13 protein-coding genes are annotated in these 13,970 nt (G+C 42.4%); 3 read left to right on the forward strand and 10 right to left on the reverse strand.

What is annotated here, in order from left to right:
- Positions 1-505: 505 nt before the first annotated feature.
- On the reverse strand, positions 506-814 hold the full coding sequence (locus ACVBDY_RS00645; protein ID WP_148044301.1) for a hypothetical protein: 309 nt from the start codon (positions 812-814) through the stop codon (positions 506-508).
- A 48-nt stretch (positions 815-862) separates the two neighbouring features.
- A complete protein-coding gene (locus ACVBDY_RS00650) occupies positions 863-1,012 on the reverse strand; it encodes a hypothetical protein (protein ID WP_447173549.1) in 150 nt (49 codons plus the stop codon).
- Positions 1,013-1,336: 324 nt separating this feature from the next.
- Between ACVBDY_RS00650 and ACVBDY_RS00655 the strand changes: the two genes are divergently transcribed.
- Both ACVBDY_RS00655 and ACVBDY_RS00660 read left to right on the forward strand, forming a co-directional pair.
- Complete coding sequence (locus ACVBDY_RS00655) at positions 1,337-1,969, forward strand: response regulator (RefSeq protein WP_447173550.1); 633 nt, start codon at positions 1,337-1,339, stop codon at positions 1,967-1,969.
- Between the two features lie 516 nt (positions 1,970-2,485).
- Positions 2,486-3,244, forward strand: a complete 759-nt coding sequence (locus ACVBDY_RS00660; protein ID WP_447173551.1) for an MBL fold metallo-hydrolase — start codon at positions 2,486-2,488, stop codon at positions 3,242-3,244.
- Between the two features lie 393 nt (positions 3,245-3,637).
- On the opposite strand, the gene ACVBDY_RS00665 is transcribed toward ACVBDY_RS00660, so the two are convergent.
- From ACVBDY_RS00665 to ACVBDY_RS00700, 8 genes are all read right to left on the reverse strand, one after another.
- A complete protein-coding gene (locus tag ACVBDY_RS00665; protein ID WP_447173552.1) occupies positions 3,638-4,378 on the reverse strand; it encodes a DUF6263 family protein in 741 nt (246 codons plus the stop codon).
- A gap of 407 nt (positions 4,379-4,785) precedes the next feature.
- Positions 4,786-5,712 carry a siderophore ABC transporter substrate-binding protein gene (locus ACVBDY_RS00670; protein ID WP_447173553.1) on the reverse strand — a complete coding sequence of 309 codons (927 nt, stop codon included), beginning with the start codon at positions 5,710-5,712 and terminating at the stop codon, positions 4,786-4,788.
- 24 nt (positions 5,713-5,736) lie between these two features.
- Positions 5,737-6,498 carry an iron ABC transporter ATP-binding protein gene (locus ACVBDY_RS00675; protein ID WP_447173554.1) on the reverse strand — a complete coding sequence of 254 codons (762 nt, stop codon included), beginning with the start codon at positions 6,496-6,498 and terminating at the stop codon, positions 5,737-5,739.
- 1 nt (position 6,499) lies between these two features.
- Positions 6,500-7,441: an iron chelate uptake ABC transporter family permease subunit gene (locus ACVBDY_RS00680; RefSeq protein ID WP_447173555.1), complete on the reverse strand. Its 942-nt coding sequence runs from the start codon at positions 7,439-7,441 to the stop codon at positions 6,500-6,502.
- Positions 7,438-8,430: an ABC transporter permease gene (locus tag ACVBDY_RS00685; protein WP_447173556.1), complete on the reverse strand. Its 993-nt coding sequence runs from the start codon at positions 8,428-8,430 to the stop codon at positions 7,438-7,440. The genes ACVBDY_RS00680 and ACVBDY_RS00685 overlap by 4 nt, the downstream gene beginning before the upstream one ends.
- A 22-nt stretch (positions 8,431-8,452) precedes the next feature.
- The gene (locus ACVBDY_RS00690; protein ID WP_123216741.1) at positions 8,453-8,761 is read right to left on the reverse strand and encodes a cupin domain-containing protein; all 309 of its coding nucleotides are present in this window, start codon (positions 8,759-8,761) and stop codon (positions 8,453-8,455) included.
- A gap of 103 nt (positions 8,762-8,864) precedes the next feature.
- Entirely contained in the window at positions 8,865-10,124 is a 1,260-nt protein-coding gene (locus ACVBDY_RS00695; protein WP_447173557.1) for a DUF4374 domain-containing protein, read from the reverse strand.
- A gap of 24 nt (positions 10,125-10,148) precedes the next feature.
- Positions 10,149-12,593: a TonB-dependent receptor gene (locus ACVBDY_RS00700; protein WP_447173558.1), complete on the reverse strand. Its 2,445-nt coding sequence runs from the start codon at positions 12,591-12,593 to the stop codon at positions 10,149-10,151.
- Between the two features lie 230 nt (positions 12,594-12,823).
- Here ACVBDY_RS00700 and ACVBDY_RS00705 point away from each other — a divergent pair, with 230 nt between their 5' ends.
- Positions 12,824-13,831: a helix-turn-helix domain-containing protein gene (locus ACVBDY_RS00705; protein WP_447173559.1), complete on the forward strand. Its 1,008-nt coding sequence runs from the start codon at positions 12,824-12,826 to the stop codon at positions 13,829-13,831.
- Positions 13,832-13,970 lie beyond the last annotated feature (139 nt).

The raw sequence follows: 13,970 nt of genomic DNA on the forward strand, positions 1-13,970 counted from the left end.
TGCCGTAAACCGGGTCCCTTGTGATTTCGTACCCATTCCCTTAAGCCGCAGATGTAAGCCAGTATGCCGTTTAAGCAGTTGCCTGTGAATTTACAAGCAAGCCGGTAAGCGGACGACGGGACCATATATGCTGCTAACCGGATTTCTCAGGCCGCGGGGGTAACCTGTTTTGCTGCCCAGGCAGTTATGGATAAAATCATAAGCAGACCGGTAAGCGGCTTACCCTTCCCCGTTAGCCGCTTACCGGTGTCCCTCCAGTGTATACACAATCTCTTAAATGGCTGTTTTCCGGGCTTTAGAGCGGAAAAGCATCCCGGTCCTTCGAAGACAGGTGGACCCGTTGGTGTAACAGGGGAAGTGCCTTGAATATCAAATCGCCACATCATAAAAAAGTGTCGAAAACCGTGCGTAACAAGAAGCTTAAAGAACAGTGATTTATTTTGCCTCTGCAAACTTTGTGTAAACCTTTGTGGTATATGTGGTTGAAAATCAATTATGAATAGTGCTAAGCAGACCTGTCGTTAGAATTTAACACATCGGTAATAAAGTGAGATTTAAGATGCTCCGATGCTTGCGTCGAAAAATATTTTCTCGGGATTTCCCCGAGGTTGTTGACTTTTTGGCATAAGTATATAAAAGCCCGGGCCGTCAGTAACAAATCGGCATGGCCTTCAATGTAGAAATAGCGGATTTGGAATTTATCTTTAAAAATGGAGGGCGGTTGCAATATGGGATGATAATCTTTAACATAATGTTTCCGGCTTTCAATCAGTTTTTTCTCATAGGTGTTCATAACGACTGTTTTTAGGTTCATCGGTTTTGTGATCTGTTTTTCTTGAGTTTTCAGCGGAAAAATCTTTGCTCAAACAACAGTTTCTATACAATGCAGCCGCTTTAGGCGTTGGAGTTCTGCTTCGGACACCTTCCGAGCCTGTACCATAAAATCATTATAGAGGACAAAGGCTTTTTCGTCTTCCTTTTTCGTGATACCGGGTTTGGATTTAAACCGCATTTCGTGGTGTTTATTGGACAATAGGCGGTATAAGTGATGCACCTTTAGCTACAGAACTGCTTAAGCAATTATATGCGAAATCATAAGCAAACAGGTATGCGGTCAACGCGGTATACAGTTCTCATTACGCAGCTTTCCCATTCCCCTTCTGGTGTAACCCGAGATACGTTAATGGCTGTTCTGAAGTCTTTAATGGGATGCCTGTTGCCGGTTTCCCAACTTCTGAACCTTTTACGTTAATTGTTGTCACCTGTTCCGGGTTTTTGGAATATATATAGTATAGAATGTTGGTCAATAGTTATGGCCTGCTAATTTAAATGACTTATGACTGAAATTTTAATTGCGGATAGCACATCTATATTCAGACAAGGGTTATACACCGTTATTTCTACCCTTCCCCGAAGTGTGGTTGTTGCAGAAGCCGGTAATGGTAACGAAGCCTATATCAAAATAGTGCAGCACAGGCCGGATATTGTGATCATAGATCTTAACATGTCCGGGATCAGTGGGTTTGAAGTTATCAGGAAGTCGAGAATGAGAAGCCCGGACACACGGTTTATAGCCCTGACCCTGCATCATAGTATGCATTATTATAAAAAGGCGATGAGTGTTGGAGCAGACGCCTTTTTATCAAAGGGAACTTCCCTGAAAGAATTGCACGAATGTATGGATTGCCTGATAAAAGGAGAAGAATACGTCAACAATTTCTTCAGGAAAAATATAAAAAAAACAGTGACTTCCATGGACCGGTTGACCAGAAATGAAATACAGGTTTTAAAAAAGCTGGTTGACGGGAAGACCAACCGCCAGATGGCTGATGAACTCGGCTGTGGTGAGAAGAACATCGAAAAATTAAAAACCAATCTCAGAAAAAAACTCCATATCCCCTCTTCTTACGGAGCATTGTTGTCCTGGGTATTTCAGAATAAATCTTTAATACTCGATCTTCCGGATTGATTCCGGGTACTTTCGCGAAGACTTTCTGTGCCGGGAAAGCAGGTTACGGGTAAAGTATCTTAAAAAAGGTTATTTTTTGTCACCTGTTTCCGGTCTTCGGGAATATCTATAATAGAAGAAAGACAAAACTGCTTTCCTGAGATGGCAGTGCCTTCTTTTTGCATGAGGTCATTTAATTTTACTAACCTGATAGTAGTCAGTGATGCGTTAATTTTTGATCAATCCCAGTAAAAGTGTTGGTGCAACTGGCTTTAAGTATGCACAAGGAGCTTTGAGAAGGCCTTGGATCGGAATTTAACACATCGGTATAATTTTCAGAACGGATTTCCGGTCAATGATCTGTTTATGATGGTAAACAATACATCAATAGCAGGTCCAAGCCATCAGCCCTCCCCGCGAGGACATCCAATACTATGTGTAAAGGAAAAATGCTATTATTCCGGAAATCCAAGGAATAGATAGCCTCATTTGTATTCACATAATAAATTTATCCACAAGCTAAAAATAACAACAGCTATGAAAGTACATCATTTGAATTGCGTTAAAATAGAATCGCCATTTGGCTCGGCAATCGGACATTGCATACTGATTGAAAGTAATGAGTCCCTTACACTTATAGATGCAGGTATCGGAATGGCGGAAACAAAAGAACCTGAAAAAATTCTCGGGAAAGAATTGGTGGAAATAACGGGATTCCAATTTGACGAAAGCCTTACTGCAATTAAGCAAATAGAGCAATTAGGATTAAATCCTGACAAAGTAGCGAATATAATCTGTTCGCATCTTGATCCGGACCATGTTGGCGGGGCTGCGGACTTTCCCAAAGCCAGATTACACCTCTCAAAAGAAGAATACAACAGCTTTAAAGATGGTCATGAAAGGTACCTGAACCACCAACTGTCACATAACCCGGAAATTCGCTTATACGAAAAAGACGATAGCAACTGGTTCGATTTACCCGCCCGCAAACTGGATCTGGATATTGAAGCCTATTTAATACCACTGTTCGGGCACACTCCCGGACATTGTGGTGTGGCCTGTAAATTGAATAATCGCTGGACTTTTTATGTTGGCGATGCATACTATTTAAGAGCAGAACTGGAAGACAGAAACCATCCCATTGACCGGTTAGCGACAATTAGAGCCGTAGATAATAAAACTCGGCTTCAGTCCCTGGATAAAGTACGGAAGGTAATCAGCAACTTCGGTGGTGAGATGGAATATTTTGGTTATCACGACCCAACAGAGTTTAAAAAAGAAAAGGTCAGTGAATAACTGTGTGTTTCATTTTAAATTCCGGAAATCCTTCCTTATGGTATTTCCGGAATTTCTCAGCATCATAAGACAGCATAGCTATTTCTCTGCGGTTTTGCGGGAAAATGGAAACAGGTCTCACAAAGATGCTAAAGGGCAGCCCTTTGTGATAATCATCTTCCCGGTATTAATGGTTGTTGTATTAGATTGTTTTACCGGACAGGCTTCATAACAATATACCCCGGCATAAAAAAGCTGGGGCACCTGGATAAAAAACCGCAAGGCAAAAGGTATAATCATGGACTGTAAAATCATAAAATCCGTTACAATAGTGATTTTTCGCGACAATCAATCAATCCAGCTTAAACATGCTCTGAATGAAACAACTCAAGATGAGTTTATTGTGTGTTGGTGCTAATTTTTAATCACTATTTCATTTATCATCGTCATAGGTATTTTCATTCTATTTAGTGTTTGAGGACTTTCCTTGATATATGTATCGCCTTTTATCTCTTGATGGATTTTGGCTTCAATAATCCAACCGGTATTTTTATTCACCTTAATTTCGGATCTCATTGAACCTGTTAAGTCGTATTTCGTGAGTATTCCGTTTGATGATTCGGTATAAGCATCTTTATCGGTTGTCTTAATTTTTGAATGCCCTTTTATTAAAGCATAATCTGGGGTCAATTCGGCAAATTCATAGTCCGTGGTTACTTTTGCAGTCATCAAAGATTTAAATTCAGTTTCTATAGTCCATTTATCTTTTTTGTTTACAGGTTTATCCGGATAAATTGCTGTAACCATTTCAATAGTTCCTTTTAGCGCATCATCTTTGTATGCATTCATGATCTGCTCTTTTTCAGTTTCAGGAAGTTGTTTAAACGGCGTCATAGCAGTTCTCCAAATGGTTTCAACATTTTTAACGTCAGTGACCTTCCCCGTTTTACTCATTGTAATTCCAAAAGGTTTATCTGTCACTGCGCCTAAAATTGTAGAAAAGATATCATCGGGGTCATGTTTCTCAGAACTAAAATCTATGGTCGCTTGTGGCATTTGCATAGCGATATCGATTTTCTTGAATTTGGCATCAATGTTATACCCGTTTTCAGTACTGTCTTTGACCAAAAAGGCCATTGTACTGGTCGTTGCCACAACCATATTCATTTTTTGTTCGTTAACCTATTGAATTATAGTTGCTTTAGAGCTCGAAATTTGTTGATACTCTTTTCCTTTCCAGAGCTTTAAAGATAAACCGGTGCTTTGAGAATGGCCCGGGATAACAATAATCAATGCAAAAATCAAGGTAAAAATTGATCTCATTTTATATGTAAGTTTATGGTATTCAGTCGTTTTAATTAACGCCAGGTCGTTATTCAATATTAATGCAGCTATTTAGGTACTTTCGGGAGTGAACAAACATTTGTAATTTAGTGTATTAATCTGTAAACCAGCCTGCAGGCTGGCAGGTTAGAAAAGCTTAGCCCCGAAAAATGGGCAAAGCACCAAAAACGGGATTTTTCTTTCAATTCTCTTCTTCCTCAAATCAAATCTCATTATAATTATTCATATCCTTTTAATATATCGTCTATCATCCGGTTCAGGGAATATGTTCCACCTCCGGACAGATACCAGACGTTCGGATCTACATGAATAATACGGTTGGTTTTGAACGCATTGGTTTTTTGAATTAAGGCATTTTCTATTTCGCTTTTATTGGTCTTCTGCCCTAACATAATCTCATTTCTGTCTATAATATAAAGAATATCGGGGTTGACATGGCTGATATATTCACTTGATACTATAGTACCATGTATACCTGTTTGCTTATTGTCATCGGCCGGTACAGCCTTCAGATCGGTGAACACAAATCCATATCTGGAATTATTGCCGAAGGTACTGAAGGCTCCGGCATTGTACATTAATATCATAATTTTCTTCGGACTTGCCGTTATGGTTTTTATCGCTTCCCCGATTTTACGTTCTATTTCCGCCACTTTTTGGTCGGTTTTCTCTTTTACCCGAAAGATGTCACCAATAGTGTTTAAATTATCGATAACAGATTGTTTGTAATTGTCGTTCCGGACACCGAGATAAACGGTAGGTGCGATTTTTGATAATCGCTCATATGCACTGGACGTCACGGCCGATATGACAACCAGGTCCGGCTTTATGTCGTCAACCAGTTCCAGATTGGGTTGAATGATCGATCCGGCATCCTGTACGTTGGTATCATTTTTATATTTTTCAAGATGTTTGGCCACGTAATCTTTGGGAATACCTGCTACCGGGATGTTCAGTTCATCAAGGGTTTCCAATGTTCCCGCATCAAATACCACCACTTTCTGAGGTTGCACAGGAACCTGAGTCGTGCCCAATTCATGCGTCACTGAAATGGTTTTGGCCGATTGTGTTCGTTTTTTGTTTTTACAGGCCGTAAAAGTTACTGCAATTGCGGCAAATATTGTTGTTAAAAGTTTTATGTTCATATTAGTTCATTTGAAAATTATACATTATATTTTGTAATAATTGCATAGGAGCGTTGCGTTATCCCTCGTAATTCTAAAGTCAATCCCATAAAGTTTTTTAAGCATATCCTCTCTCACAATTACCGTTGTTTCGTCATCGCAAATGACCTCTCCGTCTTTAAGGCCGATGATATAATCTGAATAATTTGCCGCGAAGTTAATGTCGTGAATGACTATAACGATCGTTTTGCCTAACTCCCTTGCCAAACGGGTTATGGCCTGCATGATATCAACGGCATGCCTCATATCCAGGTTGTTGAGTGGCTCGTCCAATAAAATATACTCCGTATCCTGGGCCACTATCATCGCTAAAAATACAAGTTGACGTTGTCCCCCGCTTATTTCATCGATATACGAATCCCGGATGGGCGAAAGATCCATCATAGCAATAGCTTCCTCTATCTTTTCGTGATCCTCTCCATTCAAATGGCCCTGACTGTGTGGAAAACGTCCGAAAGCAATCAGTTCGGATACTTTGAGTTTCAGGTCAAAAACATTGTGCTGTTTGAGAAACAAGAGTTTTTTGGAAAGTGTTTTCAACGAATAAGTGCCCAAACCCTTACCATCAATGCTTATATTTCCCTGTTCGGGTTTTTCCAGGCCGGCGATGAGCGACAAAAGCGTGGATTTTCCGGCCCCATTAGGACCGATAAGGGAAACCACCTTTCCTGCAGGAACGGAAAGATTGATGTCTTTCAACACCGGATGCCGCCCGTATTTTTTACCTATCGAATGGATTTCTATCATATTATTTCCGAAGCTGTTTAATAATAAGGGCAAAAAAATAAACCCCGCCAAGTAAATTTATAAGTACGCTCAGGCTGTGTCTGTAATTCAGGATATGCTCTATGGCGAACTGGGCACCGGTCATCAATACCAATGCAATTCCGAATGCCAGTACGATGGTTCGTGAATGTGATGCCGTATTGGATAATCTATACGTGATACCGGAAACAAAAATACCGACAAAAGTAATCGGCCCGATCAGCGCAGTAGATACGGATACCAATACTGAAATAGCCAAAAGCTGTTTTTTAGCCATGTTATCATAGTTTACACCAAGTCCCATGGTATACTCCCGGCCGAGGTTAAGAAGGTCGAGGTACCTGAAATAGCGCTTTAAATACAGCAACAGGGTCAGCACGACCACCGAAGCGATAAGAAGGGTATTCGCAGACGCCCGTCCAAGTGAGGAGAACATGGCACTTTGCACATATCCGTATTCATTCGGGTCGATGGCCATTTGCAGAAATTGCGTTGTAGTACTGAAAAACATACCTAGCACCAAGCCGATCAAAAGAATATAGTATACGTTCTTCTTCTGATTGCGAAACAGAAAAACATACAGCACAAACGAGTATGCTGTCATAACGACCGTCGAAAAGACAAAGCCCCATACTTTTGACCGGAACAGTTCACTTCCGGAGCCCAATGTCATCAGCATCAACACTTGTGATAACACAAACAGATGTTCATACCCCATCAGTGAGGGAGTCAGGATCTTGTTTGCCGAAATGGTCTGAAACACAATAGTGGAATACGCCACGGTCAGGCTGACCAGTACCAACGTAAATAACCGTTCCAGTCTGCCTGTTATAATGAAACTTTCGGTAACAGTAGCGTCAAAGAACACAAACAACACCATCAATAGAATGGCTGTCAGACCTATGATAATTTCCTGTTTTCTCACCTTCCTCTTTTAATTAAAATGAACAGAAAAACCAAGGCTCCCAATGAACCTACAATCATACTGCCCGGTATCTCATAAGGAAAAATAATGGTCCTGCCGATGATATCACAGACCACGAGCGTTATCGCTCCGTAACAGGCCGTATAAGGCAGGTTTTGACGCAGATTATCACCATGTATAAGAGATACCAGGTTGGGGATAACCAAATCGATAAACGGTATGGAACCAACCGTTAGCATGGCTGTACTCACCATTATGGATGTGAGGATCAGTCCGACGCTGATTACTACCGGATAGTTAACGCCCATATTGGCCGTAAAATCTTTACCAAGCCCAACAATCGTAAAGCGATTGGCATATAAATAACAAATGACAAATAGCGGGATCAGGATATAGATCACTTCATATTGCCCTTTTAGTGTTTTGGAAAAATTCCCGATCATCCAGCTTTCCATGTTCTGAACCATGTTGAAATGCACACCGATTACATTGGCGAGAGCATTCAATGTATAACCGTATATCACCCCGAAAATTGGTATAAGTACCGTGTTTCGTTTCACAAAATGAGCTATGGAAAAAGTAAAAAGAGCGGTTAGAGAAAAACAAAAAAACACGCCAAAAACAAGTTTTGGCAGTAATCCGGATTGGGAAAAGAGCAGCAGGCCAAACAATATCCCCAACTTTGCCGCATCCAAAGTTCCGGTAGTAGTAGGCGATATAAATTTATTTTGAGCGAGTTGTTGGATGATGACCCCACAGATAGCAAGACCTGCCCCGGTCAGCACCAGCGTTACGGTTCGCGGAACGCGGCTGATCAGCAGGATCTCGTTATCGTGTGTGTCGGGACGAAACAGGTTTCTTACATCCGGCGGTTCTACACCTATAAACAGCGAAAAAACAGAGGCCAATACCAAACAAAACATCAGTACCGATAAGATCAGCACTTGATGGTATTCGGTATTTCGGGTACGTCCTGATCTTTTGATCATTCTTTCCAGACCTCGTAATAAATTATTTCGGCTCAAATAACATAAGGCTTACTTCTTCCGCGGCAAACGGTTTCTGAGCTACATTTTTGGGGATCACTACAAATTCACCGGTATTGACCTCCTGAGTATGCCCGTCGGCAAATTCGACAAACAATGTTCCGTTTACCACATAAAACAACTTGTCGCCATTGTTATGTCTGTGCATTTCAAACGCTCCTTTCAGCTTTATGATCCTGACCAAATGGTCATTTACTTGTGCAATTTCTTTTAAAACCCAATGCTTGTCAACCTTATCGACTTCCGATTGGAGGTTTACTTTGTGTATGTTCATTATATCCTTTTTTATTTGTATCAGTGCTATTACTTAAAATACCGAACCACGTAGATTTATCTGGAGCAAATAAAACCCGTGCGATTCTCTTGTAACCTATTCGTTATTCATTTGCTAACCGAATGAAACCGCTTGCTTCGCCACCTCTGGTTACATTAAAGGCAGGTGATGCGGTGTTATCCTCCAAATCGACCTTATAATATGCATTTATACCGTCTGGCCTGTTAATGACCCGCAAAAACACCTGATCGTCCACGACCTCCACATTACCGGTGGAAAGCCCGAATACCGTCAGGGGTACGTCTGTAATCTGCGTAGTGTTCTTCGTCTCGATATCAACAGCATAAAACCCATAGATATTCGTATTCAAATTGGGCAATAGGGGAGATGTTGCTTCTTGTGAAGCATCTATATACAATTTGCCGTTGAGTTCCCGGAAACTCCACAGGAGGGCTCCGTCGGGCAATCCCAGGTCACTGGTATTCAATTCCCAATTCGGGTCAAAATCGGTTTCTCCCGCTTTAATCCGGAAAATAAAAGAGTTCTGCTGTTGCATCACATTGGATTCGTCAAAATCCCACCCTACCGTCATGAAATATAGCGTGCCATCTTTTGCTTGTATCCAGGCGGGATATTCAGACACGGCGTAGCCATGATTTTTGGCTTTAGGATGCACGATTGTTTTCTCCAGTACTCCTGTCGCAATATCAACAACGGCCAACGTGTATTTTCTGGTGTTATCGAGATTGCCACTACCATTTGTCCTCGAATAAGTCACACTTACATACAGCTTGCCTTCTTTTGCTGCTAAGGTTTGAATACCTGTAAACACATTGTTGCTGATATCAGTTCCTGTCTCAACGGCCGAAGAAAGATCGATCTCTCCGGTACGTTGCATGGTACTCGGATTAAATTTCTGAACCTTGGTCTTTCCACGATTTCCGTCAAAATAGAACCCTGTTGTTTCGTCTACCACGATGTGTTGTGCCGAAGTTCCGCATTTGATAAAACCGTTTTCTTCGAGTCTTCCGCTCGATGCCACACTATAGCGCAATATCCCGACCTCACCGGCTAAGTTGGCCCTGCTGAACACCCAATTTTTGTAATGCCTGAATCCGCCGAAGTTCCTGGCTTGAATGGAATATCCCTCAATATTGTCCACATCACCTGTTGGCATATCTGAATAAGTAGCATAATATCCGGAACCATCCGAAACCTGCCATTCCGCGGTCAGAAGCACATACTTTCCTGATGTACCTCCGTTATCATCATCTGTTACAGGAGCATCATCATTACTGCATGATACCAATATTGCGGATGCCATCAGTAGAAATGCTCCTGTTTTTAAGAATTGCTTTCTCATGTTCTGTTATTTCAATGTTTAAGATTAATATTTCAGTATGTAATTAAATTTTAAGTGAAAACTCCGACCTGCGTTCTGGATTTTAAAGTTGTCATACACTTCCTTGTCAAACAGGTTCTTGCATTCTAAATTAACCGTCAATGGTAATGTGTTTTTGGGTTTCCATAGAAAACCCAGCGAATGAACCGTTTGTGACGGGATGATATTCGGGGCATCCACCTTTGCTTCTCCCCATAAACCCAGAAAACCATCGGGTTCCGCATTCCTGGGAATGTAATTCAGATAGAACTCGTGCACGTAGCTCATGTTGTAGTATGCCTGCACCCGGTCATTTGCCGAAAACACCTTTTCAAACTGTAACGACGCCCCGATATTGGAAAAGAAGTAGGGTGTATTCCGTAACCTGGCCCCTTCCAGGTATTGCATTAACGGAGCCTGAATGCGAAACAGGCGGTAATCCTGGTAGGTGCTGTTTCCATTGAGCGTCAACCAGGACCAGGGCTTAAACCGTACATCTGCTTCAAAACCTATTCCCCTGACCGATTCGACGTTTACATTTTGTGCAAATATCAGGTTGACCGGAACGGAAATAATAAGATCTTTTGTGACCCGGTAGAAACTGTTTAATTCTATATCCCACCTGTCGTCCGGACTGGTTCGGAACCCAAGATTACCATTGGTGCTTCGCTCCGGCTTAATGTTGAAGTTTGACAATATGTACGAACCATTTCCCAATATTTCGGTCTGTTCGGGAAGACGGGTAGCCAACTCGACTGATAGCCGGAAATACGTACGGTTGGAAAGGTTCAATTTTACCGCTTCCGCCAACCCGAACCTGGAGGTCCTGGCACTGTTGGTTTTTTCATTCAGGTACCCGGTACCGGCATCAACTTCCTGTCCTTTTGTTTTTGCTCCATAATATTTAAGCTGGAACAGGTTTTCAATGCGTCTGTCTGCAAACTGTCCTTTCCAGCCAATCGTTCCGACAAATTTGGTATAGTCTGCCGGCAGGCTTTGCAAATCGACCGGGTTCTCCCCAATACTGGTGGGGCCGTAGGGGTCCTTACCTTTACGATTATAGTCATTAAAAACAATATTCAAGGCTAAGGTGTGGTGAGGATTTATCCGATAAGTCAGCCCTGTTCTTGATGTCAGGTTGCTATAGGTAAGCTCAGCCATGGTCGGTCGCCCCGATTCACCCCGACTGTTTACATCTGTAGGAGGGTGAAAATTACCATACCAATCGTATGAACCGCGCAACGTGTCTGTTTGCTGTCCCTTTATCTTGCTGTATACCAGGAATTGGTCCATAGAAAACTTCTGGTCTGCAAATCCTTTCCTGTATCGTAATGTAGGAATAACAGGAGCGTTTTCCTGTGCGAAAGAGGCACCGAACGGCTTTTCCATCAATGCCGCAAACTGGTTATCCCTGCGGATGGAAAAAGCTGTAATGCCAAGCCGCAATTCGTCTGCCCACGAGAGATCGGTCAAACCACCGTATATTTCCGTATAGGCATGTCTGTACCGGTTGTGAAACAGCTTAACGCGCCGGGGAGATACGGTTGCCGTTTCAGGATCAGGAACACTAGCCGTTACTGTATAATCGTTGTCTGAGTAATTATAGAATGCATCCACTCCCCAGAACGTATGATTTTTAGCATTCGGATGTTTCAGATTCAGGGAAAGGCGGTGGGTATTGAACGATCCGATCTCATACGATAAGGCTACGGACCGGCTATTCTGCATCCTGGAAACCATATTGATGGCTCCGCCCAAAGCGTCTGCTCCGAGATCGGTAGGGAGCACTCCTTTATAAATTTCTACCCTTTCCAGCATATTTGCAGGAGTGGCGGAAATATTATAACCTGCCCCGAGATAGTCTGTGGGAATGCCATCTTTGAATATCTTGATGGATTTGCCCTGAAAACCGTTGAGCATGATATTGGTATTGCTTCCCAGCCCGCCTGCCTGTCGTACGCGTATACCGGCCGACCTGTTCATCAGCTCTACCAGGGTTACCGATTGTGCCCGGGCCTTTTTTGTATCTACGATTTCCGCTTTTACGATTTCATTCCGGGCTTTTTGATTTTGGGTTTGCCCTGTTACCGTCACTTCCGAAAGTTCTTGGGTGTCTTCTTCCAGAACAAACCGGACCTCGGCATCTTTACCCTTAGGCAGGTAAACGGTTTTCACCTGTATAGCTTTACCAATAAAACTTACCTGCAGCTGATATGTAGTGTTCCCCGGCAGGGAAATTGAAAAATGTCCGTTTTTGTCGGTAATCGCGTATTTCTTCTCAGCTTCCGGCCCCGATCCGTCTATTATCATAGTGGCGCCCATTGCTGCTGTCCCGTCTTCAAGGAATACATAACCCTTGATATAACTATCCTGCGATTGGCATAGTCCCTTTTGCAGAAAAAAGAGAAGAAAGAAGGGGAACAGGATATATCCGGTGTAAACTTTCCTCATCCGTCTACTTATTTAGAATTAATTTAAATTGCAGGCAAATTTACCTATCTTTGGATGCGGAAAAAGCAACAAGATGTACGCATCTTGCAATATTTAAGGATGAAAGCCCATGATGGGCACCTGCCTGCCGGCCAGGCAGGTTTAGCGAAAATGGTCGACGCCTCCCGATATTATCGGGATCGGGAAGATATAAACAAAGCTAAACCAATGGCTTATGAATTTATGTATCGATGAAAATTGAGGTAATAAACAAGAAAAGGAAAGAGCTTAGTGGAGTTATGGAGATTCCGGATGGTTACCCTGTGCCTGAGGGCAGGCAAATTATGGAATCGCAGGATTATCGAAAGGGAAAAGAATTTTATGAAGAAAGAAAATGTATACATCTGGATGGCGTAAATATCAACTTCTTCAAGAAGTCCTGGGCTCATCAACAGGAGGTTTCAGTACGGTCGGACGGCCCCTATATCCAGATGCATTTTGAGCTTTCGGGAGGAGCTGCATACTACCATCACAATGACACACAATTTACGGTGCCTACCGCCCAGGGGGAGTTTAGTATGTTCTATATGCCACAATTGGACGGTACCCTGATCGATCCTCCGTGTTCAAACGCTACGAGCCTGGAGATCGAACTTTCCCGGGCATGGTTACTGGAGCATATCGGGCACAGTCCGGTCACGGCATCAGATTTTGTGAAGGGCATCACTTCATCCCGTCCCACATTGCTCGGAGGGAAAAGCTATAGCATCACCCCTTTTATCTCTCATACCATAAACAGCCTCCGTAACTGCCCTTATACGGGAAACATCCAACGATTGTATACCGAGGGAAAATTATTGGAGTTGCTGGCCCTCCAGCTCCAACAGGCAGATACTACGGAAACAATGCCCCGTCGGCACGTTCTCACAAAACAGGATGTGGAACGCCTGCACTTTCTCAAAGAAAAAATAACGGCAGATCCTTCAAAAAGCTACACCATACAGGAACTGTCTTATTTGACTTTTATGAACCGCACAAAGATGCAGGCGGGATTCAGGGAGTTATTCGGTTGTACCATCCACCAGTTTATTGTTGAAAACAGGATGACAGAAGCATATCGCCTGCTAACGGACGATTATTCCAACCACTGGAACATTTCGGAAATAGCCCGTCGTGTGGGATACCGGTATTGCAACCACTTTTCGATAGCTTTTAAAAAGAGATTCGGTGTTCCGCCGAGTTGGTTTTTGAAAAAGTAAAAAGTCTTCCAAAATCGTTTACCTTAAAGAAGTAATCAAGAAAGGCAATATTAGCTCATGACAAAAGAATTACTTGGAATAAAATTACCGGAGACATTCAGAGCTTGCAACACTTCGAAGAGCAGGGGTATAGGACATA

The sequence above is a fragment of the Sinomicrobium halophytocola genome, from assembly GCF_052983395.1.